A 20,214-nucleotide genomic window follows, 5' to 3' on the forward strand; every position below is an offset into this window, starting at 1 on the left:
AAGGGAGAAGGGAGCGTGGGGAAAACGGAGCTGGTGGGCAGCGGCAGCGGAACTCAAGAGGCCCCCGCCGCAGTGGAATCGAACCAGGCCCGCGCCGCCATGGGCAGCGCGCGGCCGGTCTGGTGTGCACGCTCCAGCACCTGCCAGAAGTAGCGGTAGCTGGCCCGGTCGTGCAGAACGCCGTCCACGCTGATGGGAGCCCATGCAGCGCGCTCGGCGGCGGAAACGATGGAAGCGGCCTGCACGATCTCGTCCTCGGCCGGCGCGAAGGCCTCCAGGATCGGACGGATCTGCGCCGGGTGGATGCTCCACATGCGCGTGTAGCCGAAATCACGGGCCGCGCGGCCGGCGGCGGCGCGCAGGGCCGCGGCATCGCTGAACTCGGTCACCACGCAGTGCGACGGCACCTTGCCATGCGCATGGCACGCGGCGGCGATCTCCAGCTTGGCACGCACCACGAGCGGGTGTTCGAACTGGCCCTGCACGCCCATGGCCTGCGCGGGAATGGCCCCACCATGTGCGGACACGAAATCCATGAGGCCGAAGCTGATCGACTCGACACGCGGGTGCGCGGCGATCTCGAAGGCGCGGTGCACGGCTGCGGGCGACTCGATGAGCACGTGCAGCGGCAGCGCACGGGCCCCCGCGGCATCCAGCGCGCGTTCGGCCTGCAGCACGTCGTCCACCGACTCGACCTTGGGCACCATGAGATGGCAGAGGCGGTGGCCCGCCTCGCCGGCGATGGTGGCGACATCGGCCGCGAACGCGGGATGGTCCACGGTGTGCACACGGGCCGCCACGCGGGCGCCGGGGTGCGCATCGCGCGCCAGCGCCGCCACCAGGGCGGCATGCGCGCGCTCCTGCCCGGCGGGCGCGCCATCCTCGCAATCGAGGGTGACATCGAAAACGCAGCGGCCGAACTCCGCGGCCATCTCGGCCTGCAGCTGCAGGCTCTTGCGCATGCGCACCTCGACGCCGCTGTAGTGGTCGCAGACCGGCAGCCGCGCGGCCGCCGCCTGGGCGCCCAGCAGCACCTCGGCGGGATGGAGCGTCGCGGACGGCACGGAGGACATCATGCGGAGCGCTGCGCCACGATGAACATGCGCGGAAACGCGAGCAGGCGGCGCCCGTCGGCGCGCGCCGGATAGGCGACATCGATGCCGCGCTCGTAGGCGGCCAGAAAGCTTGCGCGCAGGTCCTGCGGCAGGGGATCGACGAAGGGCTTCAGGCCCGTGCCGCTCACCCACTCCACGATGGCCGCAGCCGATGCCATGGGGTGCTGGTAGACGGTGTGCCACACGTCCACGCTCCGGGCCAAGGGCGCCAGCAGGTCGTAGTAGTCGGCAATGCCGAGGATGCGCGTGCGCAGGGCGGCGGCATCGCCGATGGCGTCGCGCCAGGGCGCCTGTGCGGCGGTCTCGCGCATCAGCCGGTGCGATGGCTCTTCGCGGTTGTCCGGCATCTGGACCGCCAGCACGCCGCCGGGGGCGAGCGATGCGAAGAGCCGGGGAATGAGGTCGCCGTGCCCGCCCACCCACTGGAGCGATGCATTGGCGTAGAGCAGGTCGGGCGCCTCGCCCTCCTGCGGTGCCCAGGCGGCGATGTCGGCCTGGGTGAATTGCGCCGCCGGCAGGCGCTCGCGGGCGCTCTGCAGCATGGCGGCGGAGGTGTCGATGCCGGTGACGCGCGCCTGCGGAAAGCGCGCGGCCAGCAGTTCGGTGGAATTGCCGGGGCCGCAGCCCAGATCGACCACGCGGGATGCCGCCGCCAGCGGCACCCGCGCGAGCAGTTCCTGGGCCGGGCGCGTGCGCTCGTCCTCGAAACGGCGGTAGAGCGCGGGGTTCCAGTCGTGCATGGGCATCACGCGGCGCGGCAACTGGCGGGCAGACTGCCTTACAGCAGGTGCTTCACGCCGTCCTGTTCGCCTTGCAGCTCGGCCAGCGTCTTGTTGATGCGTTCCTGGCTGAACGCGTCGATCTCCAGGCCTTCGACGATCTTGTACTCGCCGTTCTCGGTGGTGACCGGGTAGCCGAACACGATGCCTTCAGGGATGCCGTACTCGCCCTTGGACGGAACGCCCATCGTGACCCACTTGCCGTTGGAGCCCAGGGCCCAGTCGCGCATGTGGTCGATGGCGGCGTTCGCAGCCGATGCGGCGGAAGAAGAGCCACGCGCCTCGATGATGGCGGCGCCGCGCTTGCCCACCGTGGGCAGGAAGGTGTCGGCATTCCAGACCTGGTCGTTGATCAGGTCCTTGACGCTTTCGCCGCCGATGGTGGCGAAGCGGTAGTCGGCGTACATCGTGGGCGAGTGGTTGCCCCAGACGGTGAGCTTCTCGATGCTGCCCACGGCCTTGCCGGTCTTGGCGGCGATCTGGCTGGCGGCACGGTTGTGGTCCAGACGCAGCATGGCGGTGAAGTTCTTGGCCGGCAGGTCCGGAGCCGACTTCATCGCGATGTAGGCATTGGTGTTGGCGGGGTTGCCCACCACGAGCACCTTCACGTTGCGCGAGGCGACGGCGTTCAGCGCCTTGCCCTGGGCCGTGAAGATCTGGGCGTTGGCGGCCAGCAGGTCGGCGCGCTCCATGCCGGGGCCGCGCGGACGGGCACCCACCAGCAGGGCGTAGTCGGTGTCCTTGAAGGCGGTCATCGGGTCGCTGTGGGCCTCCATGCCGGCGAGCAGCGGGAAGGCGCAATCCTCGAGTTCCATCATCACGCCCTTGAGCGCCTTCTGGGCCTTTTCGTCGGGGATTTCGAGCAGTTGCAGGATGACGGGCTGGTCCTTGCCGAGCATTTCGCCGGAAGCGATACGGAACAGCAGTGCGTAACCAATTTGACCGGCTGCACCGGTGACGGCGACGCGGACGGGCTTCTTGCTCATGGGGAAAACTCCAGAAGATGGGATGGAACGGGTGTCGGTGCAGGAGGCACCAGCGCCAGTCAGACCAGGCAGTCTGGGTCCTGCAGAACAACTGGCGAGTTTACCGCCGAAATCCGGCCAGGGTCAATTTGTCTTATGTCTTATATAAGATATGATCCAGACCGCCGCGAAAGCCACCCGCGGACCCTCACGATCCGCATGTCCACCTCCCCGGCGACCACCTCCGACAGCCCCGCCCTACCGGCCGGCGGCGCGGCCGCGCCGACGCCGGCTTTCAGCCCGCTCTACCAGCAGATCAAGGGCCTCATCCTGCAGAGCCTGCAACACGGCGAGTGGAAGCCGGGCGAGGCCATCCCGAGCGAAATGGACCTGGCCGGCCGCTTCCGCGTGAGCCAGGGCACGGTGCGCAAGGCCATCGACGAGCTGGCCGCCGAAAACCTGGTCATGCGCCGCCAGGGCAAGGGCACCTTCGTCGCCACGCACGCCGAGCGCCACGTGCAGTACCGCTTTCTCAAGCTGCAGCCCGACGAGGGCGACGCCGACACCGAAGGCCCCGCGCAGCGCCGCATCATCGAATGCCGCCGCATGCGCGCCAGCGCCGACATCGCGCGCGCGCTTGCGCTGCGCACCGGAGACGCGGTGGTGATGGCCCGGCGCATCCTCTCCTTTTCCGAGGTGCCCACCATCCTGGAAGACATCTGGCTGCCGGGCCAGGCCTTCAGGGGCCTCACGGCCGAGCGGCTGGCCGGCTATCCCGGCCCCACCTACGCGATGTTCGAACTCGAATTCGGCGTGCGCATGGTCCGCGCCGACGAGAAGATCCGTGCCGTGCTTCCCGATGCCGAGCAGGCGGCGCTCCTGGGCATCGACGCCGGCACGCCCCTGCTCAGCGTGGAGCGCATCGCCTGCACCTACAACGATGTTCCGATGGAGTTACGACGCGGCCTCTACCGGACCGATACGCACCACTACCACAATGCGCTGCAGTGATCCGGCCATGGCCGCCTGCACGCGGAAGATGGAAATCGTAGTACCCACAAGCCCTGCGTTGTTGCATTGCAATAGAATTTTGGGCTGTTTCGCCTGCGCGAAATTACAAAGCAGTTACATCCACGAAAGCCACCGCCATGACCGAGATCGCCAAAAAGCGGCCTGAATTCCGCAATATCAACGCCCTCACGGACCTGCCCACTTACCGGTTGCCGGCCGCGGGCTGGGTGTCGATCCTGCACCGCATCAGCGGTGTGATCATGCTGGCATTGCTGCCCTTCGTGCTGTGGATGTTCGACACCTCGGTGTCCTCCGAGATCTCGTTCGGCAAATTCACGTCGGCCTTCACGGCGGGCCTGGGCTTCGTGCCGGGGTGGTTCGTCAAGCTGGTGGTGCTGGCGCTGATCTGGTCCTACCTGCACCATTTCACGGCCGGCCTGCGCCACCTCTGGATGGATGTGAGCCATGACGCGGTGAGCAAGGAATTCGGCCGCAAGTCGGCCAAGGCCACGCTCGCGATCAGCATCGCGCTCACCCTGGTCCTGGGCGCCAAGCTCTTCGGCCTGTACTGACCCGCCCGCGACCCCTTCCCCCCACATACACAATTCCAAGGATTCCCCATGTCCGTGAACTATGGTTCCAAGCGCACCGTCGTCGGCGCCCACTATGGCGTGCGCGACTGGCTCAGCCAGCGCGTCACCGCGGCCCTGATGGCCGTCTTCACTATCGTCCTGCTCGCCCAGGTGCTGCTCACCAAGGGCCCCATCGGCTACGACCGCTGGGCTGCGATCTTCTCGGCGCAGTGGATGAAGGTGCTCACGTTCTCCGTCGTCGTCGGCCTGGCCTGGCACGCCTGGGTGGGCATGCGCGACGTGCTGATGGACTACGTCAAGCCCGTCGGCCTGCGCCTGGCGCTGCAAGCGATCACGATCTTCTGGCTCGTCGGCTGTGCCGGCTGGGGCGTCCAGATCCTCTGGCGCCTGTGATCCGATTCCCCCGCGACTGAAAGAGCAACCAACAATGAGCTACACCAAAGCGAACATCACCACGCGCAAGTTCGACGTCGTCATCGTCGGCGCCGGCGGCTCCGGCATGCGCGCCGCGCTCGAACTCTCCCGCGCGGGCCTGAACGTGGCCTCGCTCTCCAAGGTCTTCCCCACGCGCTCGCACACCGTGGCGGCACAGGGCGGCGTGTCGGCATCGCTCGGCAACATGAGCGAGGACAACTGGCACTACCACTTCTACGACACCATCAAGGGCTCCGACTGGCTGGGCGACCAGGACGCCATCGAGTTCATGTGCCGCGAAGCCCCCAAGGTGGTGTATGAGCTGGAACACTTCGGCATGCCGTTCGACCGCAACCCCGACGGCACCATCTACCAGCGTCCCTTCGGCGGGCACACGGCCAACTACGGCGAAAAGCCCGTGCAGCGCGCCTGCGCCGCGGCCGACCGCACCGGCCACGCCATGCTGCACACGCTCTACCAACAGAACGTGAAGGCCAAGACGAACTTCTTCGTCGAATGGATGGCCCTGGACCTGATCCGCGACGCCTCGGGCGACGTGGTCGGCGTGACGGCCCTCGAACTCGAAACCGGCGAGCTGTACGCGCTGCAGGCCAAGGCCGTGCTGCTGGCCACCGGCGGCGCCGGCCGCATCTTCGCGGCCTCCACCAATGCCTTCATCAACACCGGTGACGGCCTCGGCATGGCCGCACGTGCCGGCATTCCGCTGCAGGACATGGAGTTCTGGCAGTTCCACCCCACCGGCGTGGCCGGCGCGGGCGTGCTGCTGACCGAAGGCTGCCGCGGCGAAGGCGCGATCCTGCTCAACAGCAACGGTGAACGCTTCATGGAGCGCTACGCGCCCACCCTGAAGGACCTGGCGCCGCGCGACTTTGTCTCGCGCTCGATGGACCAGGAAATCAAGGAAGGCCGTGGCTGCGGTCCCAACAAGGACTACGTGCTGCTCAAGCTCGACCACCTGGGCGCGGACACGATCCACAAGCGCCTGCCGTCGGTGTATGAGATCGGCGTCAACTTCGCCAACGTGGACATCACGAAGGAGCCGATCCCCGTGGTGCCCACCATCCACTACCAGATGGGCGGCATCCCCACCAACATCAACGGCCAGGTCGTGATCCAGAACGGCGGCGTGCACAACCAGGTGGTGAACGGCCTCTACGCCGTGGGCGAATGCTCGTGCGTGTCGGTGCACGGCGCGAACCGCCTGGGCACCAATTCGCTGCTCGACCTGCTGGTGTTCGGCAAGTCCGCCGGCCGCCACATCGTGGACATGGTCAAGAACAGCGGCGAGCACAAGCCCCTGCCCGCCGATGGAACGGAACGCACGCTGGCCCGCCTCAACCAGCTGCAGGACTCCAGCCAGGGCATCTACGCGCAGGACATCGCCAACGACATCCGCGCATCGATGCAGCAGCATGCCGGCGTGTTCCGCACGCAGGAAAGCATGGACGAAGGCGTCGTGAAGATCAACGCGATCCGCGAGCGCGTGGGTGCCATCACGCTGAAGGACAAGTCCAAGGTGTGGAACACGGCGCGCATGGAAGCGCTCGAAGTGGACAACCTCATCGAGGTCGCCCAGGCGACGATGACCTCGGCCGCGGCGCGCAAGGAATGCCGCGGCGCGCACACGGTGTACGACTACGAGCACCCGGCCGACCACCCCGAATTCCCGCTGGGCCGCAACGACAAGGAGTGGATGAAGCACACGCTGTGGCACAGCGAGAGCAACAGCCTCACCTACAAGCCCGTGAATCTGAAGCCCCTGACCGTGGACAGCGTGCCGCCCAAGGTCCGCACGTTCTGATCCGACCCACGAGACCAACACAACACCACCATGAAGCGCACCTTTCAAATCTACCGCTACGACCCGGACAAGGACGCCAAGCCCTACATGCAGACCGTCGAGATCGAACTCGACGGCCATGAGCGCATGCTGCTCGACGCGCTGGTCAAGCTGAAGGAACAGGACCCGTCCATCTCGTTCCGCCGCTCGTGCCGCGAAGGCGTCTGCGGCTCCGATGCGATGAACATCAACGGCAAGAACGGCCTCGCGTGCCTCACCAACATGAACACGCTCAAGGGCACGATCGTGCTGAAGCCGCTGCCGGGCCTGCCCGTGATCCGCGACCTGATCGTGGACATGACGCAGTTCTTCAAGCAGTACCACTCGATCAAGCCGTACCTCATCACGGAAGGCATCACCCCCGAGAAGGAGCGTCTGCAGTCCCCCGAAGAGCGCGACGAGCTCAACGGCCTGTACGAGTGCATCCTGTGCGCGAGCTGCTCCACGAGCTGCCCGAGCTTCTGGTGGAACCCCGACAAGTTCGTGGGCCCTGCCGGCCTGCTGCAGGCCTACCGCTTCATCGCCGACAGCCGCGACGAAGCCACGGGCGCACGCCTGGACAACCTCGAAGACCCCTACCGTCTGTTCCGCTGCCACACCATCATGAACTGCGTGGAAGTCTGCCCGAAGGGCCTGAATCCCACGAAGGCCATCGGCAAGATCAAGGAACTGATGGTGCGCCGCGCCGTCTGACCGGGACGATGGCAGAAGACGCGCTCGACGACCGCGAAGTCGCCAAGCTCCGGTGGCGCAGCCGCCGGGGCCTGGTGGAGAACGACCTCTTCATCGAGCAGTTCTTCGCCACCCATGGCTCCCGCCTGACGCATCGCCAGGCGCAGGGCATCACCACCCTGATGGATCTCTCCGACAACGACCTGCTGGACCTGCTGCTGCGGCGCAAGGAACCCGCGGGCGAGGTCGATACGGCAGAGGTCAGGGAGGTGCTCGAACTGCTGCGCCGCCGAGCGCCGGCAACTCCACCGCTTGCGGGCTAACCACTACCACCCTAGGAAACTCAAATGAAACTGGCAGACAACAAAGCAACGCTCTCGTTCAGCAATGGCAGCCCGAGCGTGGAATTGCCCGTGTACCACGGCAGCGTGGGTCCGGACGTGGTGGATATCCGCAAGCTCTACGCCCAGACGGGCATGTTCACGTACGACCCGGGCTTCCTGTCGACGGCAGCCTGCCAGTCGTCGATCACCTACATCGACGGCGACAAGGGCGAGCTGCTGTACCGCGGCTACCCCATCGAGCAACTCGCCACGAACTGCGACTACCTCGAAACCTGTTACCTGCTGCTGAAGGGCGAGCTGCCCAACGCCACGCAGAAGCAGGAGTTCAGCGACAGCGTGACCAAGCACACGATGGTCAACGAGCAGATGCAGTTCTTCCTGCGTGGCTTCCGCCGCGACGCGCACCCGATGGCCGTGCTCACGGGCCTGGTGGGCGCCCTGTCGGCCTTCTACCACGACAGCACCGACATCAACAACCCGCAGCACCGCGAGATCTCGGCCATCCGCCTGATCGCCAAGATGCCGACCCTGGTCGCGATGGCCTACAAGTACGGCGTGGGCCAGCCCTACATGTACCCGCAGAACGACCTGAGCTATGCCGGCAACTTCCTGCGCATGATGTTCGGCACGCCCTGCGAAGAGTACAAGGTCAACCCCGTGCTCGAACGCGCGCTGGACCGCATCTTCATCCTGCACGCGGACCACGAGCAGAACGCCTCCACCTCCACCGTGCGCCTGTGCGGCTCGTCCGGCACGAACCCGTTCGCGGCCATCGCGGCCGGTGTGGCCTGCCTCTGGGGCCCCGCCCACGGCGGCGCCAACGAAGCGGCACTGAACATGCTGCACGACATCCAGGCCCAGGGCGGCGTGGAAAAGATCGGCGAGTTCATCAAGCAGGTCAAGGACAAGAACTCCGGTGTGAAGCTCATGGGCTTCGGTCACCGCGTGTACAAGAACTACGACCCGCGCGCCAAGCTCATGCAGGAAACCTGCAATGAAGTGCTGGCCGAACTGGGCCTGGAAAAAGACCCGCTGTTCGCCCTGGCCAAGGAACTGGAGAAGATCGCCCTGGAAGACGACTACTTCGTGCAGCGCAAGCTCTACCCGAACGTCGACTTCTACTCCGGCATCGTGCAGCGCGCCATCGGCATCCCCGTGAACCTGTTCACCGGCATCTTCGCGCTGGCCCGCACCGTGGGCTGGATCGCCCAACTCAACGAAATGATCGGCGACCCCGAGTACAAGATCGGCCGTCCCCGCCAGCTGTTCGTGGGTGCCGAAGCCCGCACGGTGAAGCCCATCGCCCAGCGTTGATGCGTTGCGCGGCCCGTGGGCCGCGCCGTGGTCCCCACCCAAAAAAACCTCCCTCGGAGCCCATCGCTCCGAGGGAGGTTTTTTTCATGGCGGCCGGTTCATGCGCGGCGCAGCACCTGGCCCGCGTGGGCATCCACCGTGCGCCCCTGCTCGCACGCGAGGCGGCCGTTGACGAACACCGCCTCGATGCCCGCGCTCGGTGCGGTGGGTTGCTCGAAGGTGGCACGGTCCGCCACGGCGGCTTCGTCGAAGACGACGATGTCGGCCGCGCAGCCCGCCGCGATGCGGCCGCGGCCCTGCAGCCCGAAGCGGCGTGCGCTCATGCCCGTCATCTTGTGCACTGCCGTCTCCAGCGAGAACAGCCGCTGTTCGCGCGCGTAGTGGCCCAGCACGCGCGGGAAGGTGCCCCAGAGCCGGGGGTGCGGCACGGCGTCGTGCGCGAGCCCGTCCGATCCCACCATGGTCAGCGGGTGGGCCAGGATGCGGCGCACGTCGCCCTCGTCCATGGCGAAGTAAACCGCGCCGGCGGGCGCGAGCCGCTCCACCAGCGCCTCGGGCGTGCAGCCCCGCTCCCGGGCGAGCGCGAACAGCGATCGCCCCGCGGCCGACGGGTCGCCGCGCGACCAGGTCACGAGCACCTCGCGGGACTGGCCGACGCGCGAGGCCAGCAGCATCGTCGACGATGCGTTGTAGGGATAGCAGTCCATGCACACCGGCTGCACCGCGGCGGCGGAGTCCACGGCCGCGAGCGTCTGCGTGGAGCGGCCGTGGTTGCGCTGGCCGATGAGCTTGTGGTGCGACAGCACGGTCTCCACGCCCAGCACGGCACCGATGTGCAGTCCCTCGCGCAGCGCGTCGTCGATGGCATCGGCCTCGTCTCGCAGGTGCATGGTGAGGATGCCGCCCGCCGCGGCCAGCGGGGCGCCCACGGCGATCACTTCATCGGCGGTGGCGGCGCGGGCGGGTGGGTAGTAGAGACCGGTGGACAAGCCCCCTGCCCCGGCGTCCAGCGCATCCTCCAGGTCGGCCGCCATGCGGGCCGCCTCTTCGCGTGTGGCGGGCCGCTGCAGGTCGGCCACATGGCGCACGCGCAGTGTCGAATGCCCCACCAGGCACAGCGCATTGAGGGCGGGCCGCGCCGCCTCCAGCGCATCCAGGTAGTCGCCGAACCGCGCATAGCGCCAGTCCTCAGCACCCAGCAGGTCCAGCGGCGCGGGCGGCGTGCCCGGGTGGCACAGCGGCGCCAGGCTGATGCCGCAGTTGCCCGTCACCACCGTGGTCACGCCCTGCGTGAGCTTGGGGTGCGGCCCGGACGGGGCCGTCAGCAGCAGGCGATCGTCGTGGGTGTGCACGTCGATGAAACCCGGGCAGACGATGCGCCCGGCAGCACCGTGGCGGCGGTGCGCGGCCGTGGTGCGCAGATCGCCCACCGCGGCGATGCGCCCGTTCCGCACGCCCACGTCGGCGCGCTGCCGCGGCGCGGCGCTGCCGTCCACCACGGTCCCGCCTTCGATGATCAGGTCCAGCATGTCAGCCCACCTGCGCGCCGGAGCGCCGGACGGTGTCGGCCCACATGGGCGCCTCCTGCCGTGCACGCTCCGCCAGGCGCTCGGGCGGCCCGGGCGTGAGCTCGAAGCCGAGCGCGGCGTACTTCTCCTGCACCGCCGGCAGGCGCAATTGGTCGTTGATGGCCTTGTTCAGCTGCGCCACGATGGCCTTCGGCGTGCCGGGCGGCGCGACCACGCCGCCCCAACCCACCGTCTCGTAGCCCGGCACGCCCGCCTCCGCCACCGTGGGCGCCTGCGGCAGCAGCGGGCTGCGGGCCGCACCGCTCACGGCCAGCACGCGCACCCGCCCGGACTGGATGTGCGGCGCGATGGAGCTGAGGTTGTCGAACATCAGATCCACCGTGCCGCCCATGAGGTCCTGGATGGCCTGGGGGCTGCCCTTGTACGGAACGTGCGTCATCGACGTCCCCGTGCGCGCCTTGAACAGCTCGCCGCTCAGGTGCCCCGTGGTGCCGCTGCCGGCCGAGGCCATGCTGAGCGTGCCCGGCTGGGCGCGGGCCAGCGCGATCAGTTCGCGCACCGAAGCGGCGGGAAGATCCTTGCGCACCACGAGCGCGTTCTGCACAAAGCCGATGAGCGCCACCGGCACCAGCGCGTCGGGGTCGTACGGCAATTTGGCATAGAGCGCCCGGTTGATGGACAGCGTGCCCACGTTGCCGTAGCCGATGGTGTAGCCGTCGGGCGCCGCCCGGAAGACCTCGGTCATGCCGATGTTGCCGCTGGCGCCAGGCTTGTTGTCCACCACGAAGGGCTGGCCGAGCGTGCGCGGCAGTTCGTTGGCGAGGATGCGGCACACCGCGTCGGGCGAGCCCCCCGCGGCCGAGGGAACGACCCAGCGGATGGGCCGGTCGGGGTAGCCGGCGGACAGCGCAGCGCGCGGCAGCAGGGCGGCGGCGGCCGTGGCCGTGCCGGCCTGGAGAAAGTGCCGGCGCGAGCCCGGAAAAACGGAATGGGAAGCCATCGGACAGGGTCCTTTCGTCGTGGAGTGGGAAGGGGGTGCGCGCCGATGAATGCTAAGAACGCCGCCCCGCCCTGGCAAACCACGTTTGCTGGGGATACCATGCGCTTTCCTCATGCATCCTTGCGGTGCAGCGCCTTCCTTCAAGCCAACATTGCGCACCTTTCATGTGCAAGTCTCATGGAGCCACCCCATGTACCGAGCGCCTTCCACCATGTCCCTGCTGTGCCTGGAAGCCAGCGCACGGCTCGGCTCCTTCACCGCGGCCGCCCAGGAACTGCACCTCACCCAGGGCGCGGTGAGCCGGCAGATCCAGGCGCTCGAAGACCGGCTGGGCGTGCGCCTGTTCGTGCGGCGGCGCGAATCGCTGGTGCCCACCGATGCGGGGCGCTACTACCTGGGCGAGGTCGAACCGTTGCTGCAGCGGCTGGAGCGCGCCACCGTGCAGGTGATGGCGTTCCAGGGGCGCGGCGGCACGCTGGCGCTCTCCGCCGGTGCCTCCGTGGGGGCGTACTGGCTGATTCCGCGGCTCCCGGAATTCACGCGGGCCCATGGCGAGATCACCCTGAACCTGAGTACGCGGGTGGGCCCGGCCGATTTCCGCAGCGGCGCCATCGATGCGTCGCTGGAGTTCGGCGACGGCCGGCGGCCCGGCCTGCAGAGCGACTTCGTGGCCGCGCTGGACCTGGCGCCCTACGCGGCACCGTCCTGGGTGGAGCGCTTCGGCGCGTGCATCGCAGCCACCACGCCGCGCACCGCGCTGCTCCACCACCACACGCTGCCGGACGCCTGGGAGTTGTGGTTCCGCTCCGACGGCCTCGATGCCGAGGCCGGGCGCGACGGCCCGCGGTTCGAGATCATGTCCATGGCGCTGAATGCCGCGGTGGCCGGCCTGGGTGCCGTGCTGCTGCCGGACTTCATGGCGGGCGACATGTTGCAGGCGGGCCGGCTGCAACGGCTCTCGCCGCGCACCTGCCGCCATGCCAAGGGCTACTACCTCGTCTACCCGGAGGCATCGGCCCGGCTGCCGGCGCTCGGGACGTTCAGGCGGTGGCTGCTGGCCGGGGCCACGCCCGCGCAGGCGGACTGACCGCCCACGCGCCCCCGGTTCAGGCGCGCCGCGCCGGCTTGCCGAACCGCTCCCGGTACGCCTGCGGCGCGATGCCCAGGTGCCGCACGAACAGGTGCCGCAGCGCCTGCTCGGACCCCAGCCCGACGCGCGCGGCCACGGTCTTGAGCGGCAGCGCCGCCTGCGATTCGAGCAGCCGGCGCGCTGCCTCCAGCCGCGCCGATTCGACGAAGGCCGAGGGCGCCTGCCCCGTTTCCTGCACGAAAAGGCGGCGGAAGTGGCGCTCGCTCATGGCCGCGCGGCCGGCCAGCACCGCCAGCGTGAGCGGCTCGGCCAGGTGCTGCAGCGCCCAGTCCTGCACGGCCTTGACGCCGCGGTGCGCCGTGGCCTGGCTTTCGAGCTGCACGCTGAACTGCGACTGCCCGCCCGGCCGCTGGAGGTACATGACCAGGTCGCGCGCCACTTCCAGCGCCAGCGCATGGCCGAAGTCCTCCTCCACCAGGGCCAGCGCGAGGTCGATGCCCGCCGTCACGCCCGCGGAGGTCCAGAGGTGGCCGTCGCGCACGTAGATGGCGTCCGGATCGACCTCGATGGCCGGGTACTGCGCCTGCAGCCGGTCCGCCACGCCCCAGTGGGTGGCCGCACGCCGCCCGTCCAGCAGGCCGGCCGCCGCCAGGAAGAAGCTGCCCGAACACAGCGCCACCATGCGGCGCACGCGTGGCCCGGCGGCGCGGGCCCAGTCCACCAGGGCCGGCGATGCGGCCAGGGCGCCGCCGATGTCGCGCGAGCCGACGAGCAGCGCGGTGTCGGGCAGCGCCCCGGCGCCCAGCGCCTCGGTGGCCTCCAGCGTCATCAGCGTGTCGGAGCGCACGGGGCCGCGCGCCAGCGCCGCGATGGCGACCGCATAGCCCGCGGGCCGGCCGCGCCGCGCGAGGTGCACGTTCGCGTAATCGAACACCGAGAGCGGCCCCACGGCCTCCAGCGACTTGAAGCCCGGGTAGACGACGATATGGACGGACAGGGGCTGGGATGGCATGCGGCGCAATGGAAGACGTGGGTATGGAGCGGGGCGGCAGCGGAGAAGCGGGCGCGGAACGGGACGGTCGCAGGGAACGCAAGGCCGCGGACCGCACCGGCAGTCCGGCGGTAGCGCGCGGGATTCGGACAAACCGGGCCGGCAACCGGACATCTCCGGGCGTGGCGCTGGTCATGCGGCCCTACCTTGTCTATAAAGCAGGGATTCCTCCCATCCGCCGCCGCCGCCAACGGGCCCGGCGGCGGGTTGCGCGGGATTGTCCCCGATCGCTGCGGTGCCTCCGCGCCGCGCGCCTCCCCACCCTCACCGACCGAAGCACCATGAAAACCAAAGCCGCCGTCGCCTGGCAGTCCGGCCAGCCCCTCACCATCGAAACCGTGGACCTGCAGGGCCCGAAGTTCGGCGAAGTGCTGGTGGAGATCAAGGCCACCGGCATCTGCCACACCGACTACTACACGCTCTCGGGCGCAGACCCCGAAGGCATCTTCCCCGCCATCCTGGGCCACGAGGGCGCGGGCATCGTGGTAGACGTGGGCCCGGGCGTCACCTCGCTCAAGAAGGGCGACCACGTGATCCCGCTCTACACGCCCGAGTGCCGACAGTGCAAGTTCTGCCTCTCGCGCAAGACCAACCTGTGCCAGCTCATCCGCGGCACGCAGGGCAAGGGCCTGATGCCCGACGCCACCAGCCGCTTCAGCCTGGACGGCCAGCCGATCTTCCACTACATGGGCACCAGCACGTTCAGCAACTACACGGTCGCGCCCGAGATCTCGCTGGCCAAGATCCGCGAGGACGCACCGTTCGACAAGGTCTGCTACATCGGCTGCGGCGTCACCACCGGCATCGGCGCGGTGCTGTTCACGGCGCAGGTCGAAGCCGGCGCCAACGTGGTGGTGTTCGGCCTGGGCGGCATCGGCCTGAACGTGATCCAGGGCGCGAAGATGGTGGGCGCCGACAAGATCATCGGCGTGGACATCAACCCCGCCCGCCAGGAGATGGCGCGCCAGTTCGGCATGACCCACTTCATCAATCCGAAGGAGGTGGAGAACGTGGTGGATGCCATCGTGCAGCTCACCGATGGCGGCGCCGACTATTCCTTCGAGTGCATCGGCAACACCCAGGTGATGCGCCAGGCGCTGGAATGCACGCACAAGGGCTGGGGCCAGAGCATCATCATCGGCGTGGCCGAGGCCGGCGCCGAGATCAGCACCCGCCCCTTCCAGCTCGTCACGGGGCGCCAGTGGAAGGGCTCGGCGTTCGGCGGCGCGCGCGGCCGCACCGACGTGCCGAAGATCGTCGACTGGTACATGGACGGCAAGATCGACATCGACAGCCTCATCACCCACACCATGCCACTCGAGGACATCAACAAGGGCTTCGACCTGATGAAGCGCGGAGAATCCATCCGGGGCGTGGTCATTTATTGATCGAATCCGCCCCATGCCGCCAGATCCATTACGAAGTTTGCTACAAATTTAATAGCAATGACCTATATCCCCATACCGACCCCCGATGACGTGAAGGCCGCGCTGGAAGCCGCCGCCCGCAGGCCGCGCGCGGCCGCAGTGCCCGGGCTGGACCTGCTCAAGGAGCACCCATGCTTCGGCGGCTCCCAGCGCTTCTACCGCCATGCCTCCAGCGAGATCGGCCTGCCGATGCAGTTCTCGGTCTACCTGCCGCCCGCAGCGCTGGCCGACCCCACGCGCCCGGTGCCCACGCTCATGTACCTCGCCGGCCTCACCTGCACCGAGGAAACCTTCATGGTGAAGGCCGGCGCGCAACGCTACGCGGCCGAGCACGGCATCGCGCTCGTCTCGCCCGACACCAGCCCGCGCGGCACCGAGGCCGAATCCATCGAAGGCGCCACCGCCGACTGGGATTTCGGCATCGGCGCGGGCTTCTACCTCGACGCGACCGAAGCGCCCTGGAACCGCCACTGGCGCATGGAGAGCTACATCGTGCGCGAGCTGGTGCCGCTGCTGGGCCGCCTGCTGCCCATCGACACCGCGCGCCTCGGACTCATGGGCCACTCCATGGGCGGCCATGGCGCGCTCACGCTGGCCCAGCGCCACCCGGGCGTGTTCCGCTCGCTGTCGGCCATCGCGCCGATCTGCGCGGCATCGCAGTGCGCCTGGGGCGACAAGGCCTTCCGCAACTACTTCGGCGTGGTCTGCAGGACCTGGCAGGCGCACGACGCCACGGTGCTCATGCAAAAGCAGAAATCGGCGCCCTATCCGGGCGGCATCCTGATCGACCAGGGCATGGCCGACGCCTTCCTCGCCGAGCAGTTGCACCCGCACGTGTTCGAGGCCGCGTGCGGCCTCGTCCGGCAGCCGCTCACCGTGCGCCGCCATGCGGAGTACGACCACGGCTACTACTTCATCCAGACCGTGATCGGCGACCACGTCGCCCACCACGCGCGGCAACTGGTCTGAACCCGGCGGGGCCCGCGCGCCCCTGCCTGCGTCTGTGCCGCCCCGGCTCGCCCGGGGTTTTGTCATCCTCCGGCTCGCCCGGGGGTTTTCCCCCTCCCCTCGCCCGTCCGCCGGCACTAATGTCGAGCCAGCTCGACCACAGAGCCGCGCCCATCCCCTGGGCAGCGAACGCGAGGGAGGAACACATGCCACGATGGAAAACTGCGGGCCCGGCGGCCCGCGTGCGCCGGCACGCCGGTGCGGCACCGCACCCGGAGCGCGGCGGGCGCCCATTAATGCTGCCTTAAGCCAGCATTTCCACACTGCCGGGCATGTTCTCCGCAGCCTCGCTCCCGCTCCGCGTCCCCTTCCGGGCCTCCCGGCACCGCGCTGCCGCGCCCTCCCCTGCCGGCATGCACCCCATGGCCCTGCTCGCGCTCGCCAGCCTCTGGATGGGCACGGTCTGCAACCTGCCGCTCTGGCACGAGGTGCTGCAGTTGCCCGGCGCGCATACGCTGCGCGGCTGGGCCTTCGCGGCCGCCTTCATGGTGGCGGTTTCGTCCGCCACGGCCGCCGTGCTGGGGCTGCTGGGCTGGGGCCGCGCGCTCAAGCCGGTGCTGGCGGTGGCGGTGCTGGCCGCCGCCTCGGGCGCCTACTTCATCGGTGCCTACGGCATCGTGATCGATCCGGGCATGCTCACCAACGTGGCGCAGACCGATGCCCACGAGGCCGCCGACCTGCTCAACTGGGGCCTGCCGCTAGCGATGCTGGCCATGGCCGGCCCGCCGCTTTTCTGGCTGGCCCGCGCACGCGTGCGGCCGCTGGGCTGGCGGCGGCGCACGCTGCACCAGGGCGCCTTCGTGCTGGGCGCGCTGGCGGTGGCCGTGCTCTGCATCCTCGCGGTGTTCCAGGATTTCTCGTCCACCATGCGCAACCACACGCGCATGCGCTACCTCATCAACCCGCTCAACAGCGTCTACGCGGCGGGCAGCCTGGCGGCCAAGCCGCTGCGGCACGACCGCGGGCCGCTGCAGCCGCTCGGCCGCGACGCGCACCTGGGCTCCAGCTACACGGCGCAGGCGCGCCCGCCCCTGCTGTTGCTGGTGCTGGGCGAGACCGGGCGCAGCGGCAACTTCGGCGTGAACGGCTACGCACGCAACACCACCCCCGAGCTGTCCGCGCGCCGCGACATCGCCACCGCCGCAGACGCCTGGTCGTGCGGCACCAGCACCGCCGCCTCGGTGCCGTGCATGTTCTCGCACCTGGGCAAGCAGGCCTACGAAAAGCGCGCGGCCGACTACGAATCGCTGATGGACGTGCTGCAGCACGCGGGCCTGGCCGTGCTGTGGGTGGACAACCAGTCCGGCTGCAAGGGCGTGTGCGACCGCGTTCCCACGGCCAGCACCTCGGCCCGGCCCACCGACCCGCAGTGGTGCGCCGACGGCAAGGAGTGCCTGGACGACGTGATGCTGCAGGGCCTGGATGCGCGCATCGCCGCACTGCCGGCAGCGCAGCGCGCGCGCGGCGTGGTCGTGGTGCTGCACCAGATGGGCAGCCACGGCCCCGCGTACCACAAGCGTTCGCTGGCCTCGCAAAAGCCCTTCCAGCCCGAGTGCCTGACCTCGGCCCTGCAGGAATGCTCGCGCGAACAGGTGGTGAACGCGTACGACAACAGCATCGTCTCCACCGACCACTTCCTGAACAGCACCATCCAGTGGCTGGAAGCGCGCTCGGGCAGCGCGCAGACCGCCATGGTGTATGTGGCCGACCACGGCGAATCGCTGGGCGAGAACAACATCTACCTGCACGGCATGCCCTACGCCATCGCCCCCGACGTGCAGAAGCACGTGCCGTGGATCACCTGGCTCTCGCCCGCCATGCAGCAGCGCTCCGGCGTCGCCACCGCCTGCCTGCAGCAGGAGATGCGCACGCAGCGCATCACGCACGACCACTATTTCCACTCGGTGCTGGGCCTGATGGACGTGCAGACCGGCGCCTACCGGCCCGGGCTGGACATGTTCGCGGGTTGCCGGCACGCCGCGCAGGGCTGAAGGCGCACGCAAGGACGCCGCCCCGCGCGCGGCGACAATGCCGCGCCATGAACCTGCGTTTCGTCGAGGCCTTCCACTGGGCCGTCTCGCTCAAGAGCATCACGCGCGCGGCCGAAAAGCTGCACATCACGCAGTCGGCGCTCTCCAGCCGCATCGCCGCGCTGGAGGAAGAACTCGGCGTGATCCTGCTGGACCGGCGCGAGCGCCAGTTCCGGCTCACGGCCGCGGGGCAGCGCTTCCAGTTGCTGGCGGTGCAATTGCTCGCACTGCAGCGGCGCGTGAAGGAAGAGCTGGGCAGCAGCCCCCACGCGCCCGCGGCGCTGCGCATCGGGGCCATCGAATCGGTGGTGCACAGCTGGCTCACGGGCTGGCTGAAAGAGGTGCGCAAGAGCCGCCCCGACTTCGAGCTGGAACTCACCGTGGAAACCTCGCCCGTGCTCGTGGACCAGGTGCGCCGCGGCGCGCAGGACCTCGTCTTCACGGCGCTGCCCGTGGCCGACACCAGCGTGCGCAGCCGGCTCATGCCGCCGATGGAGATGGTGTTCGTGGGCCACCGCACGCTGCACACCGAGCGCCGCTACGACCTCGCGCGGCTCGCGCAGCACGACCTCATCACCTTCCAGCGCGGCTCCCAGCCGCACCAGACGCTGCTGCAGCTCTACCAGGATGCGGCGCTGCCCGTGCCGCGCGTGCATGCCGTGTCGTCGATCTCCGCCATGCTGCAACTGGTGGAGGGCGAGTTCGGCATCGCGCTGCTGCCGCGCGCGGTCACGCAGCGGCTGTCCACGCGCATGCCGCTGCGCATCCTGCGCACCGACTGCGCCATCACGCCGCTGCCCATCCACGCCAGCTACCGCGAAGACCCCGGCTCCACCGTCGCCGAAACGGTGCTCGAATCCGCGCAGGCCTACGTGGCGCGCACCACGGCGGTTCGCCGGCGGCGCACGGCGGCCTGAGTGCACCGGCGCGGTGCGGCCCGCCCCGGGAAAGTCCTGATGGCGATGGCACGCTTTTCGCAATATTGAAAATTCAGATGAGTCCATCGATTTTTTCGATGGAACGAACGCAAGATTTTGCGTTGGATTCGTCCGGGGTGCGGCTTCCACAATCCGCCGCATCGCAACAGCCTCACGCCAACGGCGCGGTTCCCATGACGACGATTTCGATGCCTTCCCCTTCCACGGCCGCGCCGTCGCACGGCGCCGGCATCGCCGGCCTCACGGCGCAGTCGAGCGGCCGCGAGGTGCGCGCCGCCGCGCGCTCCGGCCGCCTGAGCGGCCACACCAGCGGCCTGGCGCGCGAGCACGTCCAGGCCAACCTGGCGATCCTGCCGCGCGCACTGGCCGCCGATTTCCAGCGCTACTGCGAACTGAACCCGCGCCCCTGCCCGGTGCTGGCCGTGAGCGAGCCCGGCTCCTGCGCGATGCCCACGCTGGGCGAGGGCATCGATCTGCGCACCGACGTGCCGCGCTACGGCGTGTGGCGGGACGGCGTGCTCGTGCAGTCGCCCACCGACCTCTCGGCCTGGTGGCAGGACGACCTCGTGGCCTTCGCCATCGGCTGCTCTTTCTCGTTCGAGCATGCGCTGCTGGCCGAGGGCATCGCACTGCGCCACGTGGACGAGGGCCGCAACGTGGCCATGTACCGCACCACCGTGCAGACCGTGCCCTCCGGCGTGTTCCGCGGGCCCATGGTGGTGAGCATGCGCCCGCTGCCGGCGGCCGATGCCGAGCGCGCCGCGCGCATCACGGCGCGCACGCCGCAGGTGCACGGTGCGCCGGTGCACATGGGCGACCCGGCCGTGCTCGGCATCGCCGATCTCTCGCGCCCCGACTACGGCGACGCGGTGGCCGTCCACCCCGGCGAAGTGCCCGTCTTCTGGGCCTGCGGCGTCACGCCCCAGGCGGCCATCGCCGCGGCGCGCCTGCCCTTCTGCATCACCCACGCACCGGGCTGCATGCTGGTCACCGACCTGCTCAACCGCGATCTGGCCACGGCCTGACCCTCCCCGCACCCCTGCGCCGCAGGGCCTCGCCGGCCTGCGCGCCCC

General features: G+C 69.2%; 19 protein-coding genes. 13 read left to right on the plus strand and 6 right to left on the minus strand.

Going from position 1 to position 20,214, the window contains the following annotated elements:
- Nucleotides 1-53: 53 nt before the first annotated feature.
- Genes BM144_RS06370 through BM144_RS06380 form a run of 3 tightly spaced genes read right to left on the minus strand, consistent with a single transcriptional unit; the run spans nt 54 to nt 2,880 of the window.
- Nucleotides 54-1,076 (minus strand): HpcH/HpaI aldolase/citrate lyase family protein, encoded by a 1,023-nt coding sequence (locus BM144_RS06370; RefSeq protein WP_092950447.1) that lies wholly within the window; start codon nt 1,074-1,076, stop codon nt 54-56.
- Entirely contained in the window at nt 1,073-1,855 is a 783-nt protein-coding gene (gene tam, locus BM144_RS06375; protein WP_092950504.1) for a trans-aconitate 2-methyltransferase, read from the minus strand. The genes BM144_RS06370 and tam overlap by 4 nt, the downstream gene beginning before the upstream one ends.
- A 38-nt stretch (nt 1,856-1,893) precedes the next feature.
- A complete protein-coding gene (locus BM144_RS06380) occupies nt 1,894-2,880 on the minus strand; it encodes a malate dehydrogenase (protein WP_092950448.1) in 987 nt (328 codons plus the stop codon).
- A 198-nt stretch (nt 2,881-3,078) separates the two neighbouring features.
- On the opposite strand from BM144_RS06380, the gene BM144_RS06385 reads away from it, so the two are divergent.
- The 7 genes from BM144_RS06385 to BM144_RS06415 all read left to right on the plus strand — a co-directional run bounded on the left by BM144_RS06385 (nt 3,079) and on the right by BM144_RS06415 (nt 9,068).
- On the plus strand, nt 3,079-3,870 hold the full coding sequence (locus tag BM144_RS06385; RefSeq protein WP_092950449.1) for a GntR family transcriptional regulator: 792 nt from the start codon (nt 3,079-3,081) through the stop codon (nt 3,868-3,870).
- Between the two features lie 137 nt (nt 3,871-4,007).
- Nucleotides 4,008-4,442, plus strand: a complete 435-nt coding sequence (gene sdhC, locus BM144_RS06390; protein ID WP_092950450.1) for a succinate dehydrogenase, cytochrome b556 subunit — start codon at nt 4,008-4,010, stop codon at nt 4,440-4,442.
- A gap of 48 nt (nt 4,443-4,490) precedes the next feature.
- Nucleotides 4,491-4,856, plus strand: coding sequence for a succinate dehydrogenase, hydrophobic membrane anchor protein (sdhD, locus tag BM144_RS06395; RefSeq protein WP_092950451.1), 366 nt, complete (start codon nt 4,491-4,493; stop codon nt 4,854-4,856).
- 34 nt (nt 4,857-4,890) lie between these two features.
- On the plus strand, nt 4,891-6,699 hold the full coding sequence (gene sdhA / locus BM144_RS06400; protein WP_092950452.1) for a succinate dehydrogenase flavoprotein subunit: 1,809 nt from the start codon (nt 4,891-4,893) through the stop codon (nt 6,697-6,699).
- Nucleotides 6,700-6,729: 30 nt separating this feature from the next.
- Nucleotides 6,730-7,431: a succinate dehydrogenase iron-sulfur subunit gene (locus BM144_RS06405; RefSeq protein WP_092950453.1), complete on the plus strand. Its 702-nt coding sequence runs from the start codon at nt 6,730-6,732 to the stop codon at nt 7,429-7,431.
- 8 nt (nt 7,432-7,439) lie between these two features.
- Nucleotides 7,440-7,733 carry an FAD assembly factor SdhE gene (locus BM144_RS06410; protein ID WP_092950454.1) on the plus strand — a complete coding sequence of 98 codons (294 nt, stop codon included), beginning with the start codon at nt 7,440-7,442 and terminating at the stop codon, nt 7,731-7,733.
- Between the two features lie 24 nt (nt 7,734-7,757).
- Nucleotides 7,758-9,068 (plus strand): citrate synthase, encoded by a 1,311-nt coding sequence (locus BM144_RS06415; protein WP_092950455.1) that lies wholly within the window; start codon nt 7,758-7,760, stop codon nt 9,066-9,068.
- A gap of 98 nt (nt 9,069-9,166) precedes the next feature.
- Here BM144_RS06415 and BM144_RS06420 read toward each other — a convergent pair whose 3' ends face one another.
- Both BM144_RS06420 and BM144_RS06425 read right to left on the minus strand, forming a co-directional pair.
- A complete protein-coding gene (locus tag BM144_RS06420) occupies nt 9,167-10,597 on the minus strand; it encodes an N-acyl-D-amino-acid deacylase family protein (protein ID WP_092950456.1) in 1,431 nt (476 codons plus the stop codon).
- Nucleotide 10,598: 1 nt separating this feature from the next.
- Nucleotides 10,599-11,597, minus strand: coding sequence for a Bug family tripartite tricarboxylate transporter substrate binding protein (locus BM144_RS06425; RefSeq protein ID WP_092950457.1), 999 nt, complete (start codon nt 11,595-11,597; stop codon nt 10,599-10,601).
- 211 nt (nt 11,598-11,808) lie between these two features.
- Here BM144_RS06425 and BM144_RS06430 point away from each other — a divergent pair, with 211 nt between their 5' ends.
- Entirely contained in the window at nt 11,809-12,684 is an 876-nt protein-coding gene (locus tag BM144_RS06430; RefSeq protein ID WP_092950505.1) for a LysR substrate-binding domain-containing protein, read from the plus strand.
- Nucleotides 12,685-12,703: 19 nt separating this feature from the next.
- Here the strand turns inward: BM144_RS06430 and BM144_RS06435 are convergent, their stop codons facing one another.
- The gene (locus BM144_RS06435; RefSeq protein ID WP_092950458.1) at nt 12,704-13,699 is read right to left on the minus strand and encodes a GlxA family transcriptional regulator; all 996 of its coding nucleotides are present in this window, start codon (nt 13,697-13,699) and stop codon (nt 12,704-12,706) included.
- Between the two features lie 320 nt (nt 13,700-14,019).
- Between BM144_RS06435 and BM144_RS06440 the strand changes: the two genes are divergently transcribed.
- From BM144_RS06440 to BM144_RS06460, 5 genes are all read left to right on the plus strand, one after another.
- Nucleotides 14,020-15,126 carry an S-(hydroxymethyl)glutathione dehydrogenase/class III alcohol dehydrogenase gene (locus tag BM144_RS06440; RefSeq protein ID WP_092950459.1) on the plus strand — a complete coding sequence of 369 codons (1,107 nt, stop codon included), beginning with the start codon at nt 14,020-14,022 and terminating at the stop codon, nt 15,124-15,126.
- A 57-nt stretch (nt 15,127-15,183) separates the two neighbouring features.
- The gene (gene fghA / locus BM144_RS06445; RefSeq protein ID WP_092950460.1) at nt 15,184-16,134 is read left to right on the plus strand and encodes an S-formylglutathione hydrolase; all 951 of its coding nucleotides are present in this window, start codon (nt 15,184-15,186) and stop codon (nt 16,132-16,134) included.
- A gap of 311 nt (nt 16,135-16,445) precedes the next feature.
- On the plus strand, nt 16,446-18,164 hold the full coding sequence (locus BM144_RS06450) for a phosphoethanolamine transferase (RefSeq protein ID WP_092950461.1): 1,719 nt from the start codon (nt 16,446-16,448) through the stop codon (nt 18,162-18,164).
- A gap of 47 nt (nt 18,165-18,211) precedes the next feature.
- The gene (locus BM144_RS06455; RefSeq protein ID WP_092950462.1) at nt 18,212-19,120 is read left to right on the plus strand and encodes a LysR family transcriptional regulator; all 909 of its coding nucleotides are present in this window, start codon (nt 18,212-18,214) and stop codon (nt 19,118-19,120) included.
- A gap of 209 nt (nt 19,121-19,329) precedes the next feature.
- The gene (locus BM144_RS06460) at nt 19,330-20,166 is read left to right on the plus strand and encodes a putative hydro-lyase (RefSeq protein WP_217644326.1); all 837 of its coding nucleotides are present in this window, start codon (nt 19,330-19,332) and stop codon (nt 20,164-20,166) included.
- Nucleotides 20,167-20,214 lie beyond the last annotated feature (48 nt).

The organism is Paracidovorax konjaci (assembly GCF_900112675.1).
GTDB classification, from domain to species: Bacteria; Pseudomonadota; Gammaproteobacteria; order Burkholderiales; family Burkholderiaceae_C; genus Paracidovorax; species Paracidovorax konjaci.

Bases quoted from the DNA above. Each gene is read 5' to 3' on its own strand.
- BM144_RS06370 (WP_092950447.1), bottom strand. From the start codon at position 1,076: ATGATGTCCTCCGTGCCGTCCGCGACGCTCCATCCCGCCGAGGTGCTG.
- tam (WP_092950504.1), bottom strand. From the start codon at position 1,855: ATGCACGACTGGAACCCCGCGCTCTACCGCCGTTTCGAGGACGAGCGC.
- BM144_RS06380 (WP_092950448.1), bottom strand. From the start codon at position 2,880: ATGAGCAAGAAGCCCGTCCGCGTCGCCGTCACCGGTGCAGCCGGTCAA.
- BM144_RS06385 (WP_092950449.1), top strand. From the start codon at position 3,079: ATGTCCACCTCCCCGGCGACCACCTCCGACAGCCCCGCCCTACCGGCC.
- sdhC (WP_092950450.1), top strand. From the start codon at position 4,008: ATGACCGAGATCGCCAAAAAGCGGCCTGAATTCCGCAATATCAACGCC.
- sdhD (WP_092950451.1), top strand. From the start codon at position 4,491: ATGTCCGTGAACTATGGTTCCAAGCGCACCGTCGTCGGCGCCCACTAT.
- sdhA (WP_092950452.1), top strand. From the start codon at position 4,891: ATGAGCTACACCAAAGCGAACATCACCACGCGCAAGTTCGACGTCGTC.
- BM144_RS06405 (WP_092950453.1), top strand. From the start codon at position 6,730: ATGAAGCGCACCTTTCAAATCTACCGCTACGACCCGGACAAGGACGCC.
- BM144_RS06410 (WP_092950454.1), top strand. From the start codon at position 7,440: ATGGCAGAAGACGCGCTCGACGACCGCGAAGTCGCCAAGCTCCGGTGG.
- BM144_RS06415 (WP_092950455.1), top strand. From the start codon at position 7,758: ATGAAACTGGCAGACAACAAAGCAACGCTCTCGTTCAGCAATGGCAGC.
- BM144_RS06420 (WP_092950456.1), bottom strand. From the start codon at position 10,597: ATGCTGGACCTGATCATCGAAGGCGGGACCGTGGTGGACGGCAGCGCC.
- BM144_RS06425 (WP_092950457.1), bottom strand. From the start codon at position 11,597: ATGGCTTCCCATTCCGTTTTTCCGGGCTCGCGCCGGCACTTTCTCCAG.
- BM144_RS06430 (WP_092950505.1), top strand. From the start codon at position 11,809: ATGTCCCTGCTGTGCCTGGAAGCCAGCGCACGGCTCGGCTCCTTCACC.
- BM144_RS06435 (WP_092950458.1), bottom strand. From the start codon at position 13,699: ATGCCATCCCAGCCCCTGTCCGTCCATATCGTCGTCTACCCGGGCTTC.
- BM144_RS06440 (WP_092950459.1), top strand. From the start codon at position 14,020: ATGAAAACCAAAGCCGCCGTCGCCTGGCAGTCCGGCCAGCCCCTCACC.
- fghA (WP_092950460.1), top strand. From the start codon at position 15,184: ATGACCTATATCCCCATACCGACCCCCGATGACGTGAAGGCCGCGCTG.
- BM144_RS06450 (WP_092950461.1), top strand. From the start codon at position 16,446: ATGTTCTCCGCAGCCTCGCTCCCGCTCCGCGTCCCCTTCCGGGCCTCC.
- BM144_RS06455 (WP_092950462.1), top strand. From the start codon at position 18,212: ATGAACCTGCGTTTCGTCGAGGCCTTCCACTGGGCCGTCTCGCTCAAG.
- BM144_RS06460 (WP_217644326.1), top strand. From the start codon at position 19,330: ATGCCTTCCCCTTCCACGGCCGCGCCGTCGCACGGCGCCGGCATCGCC.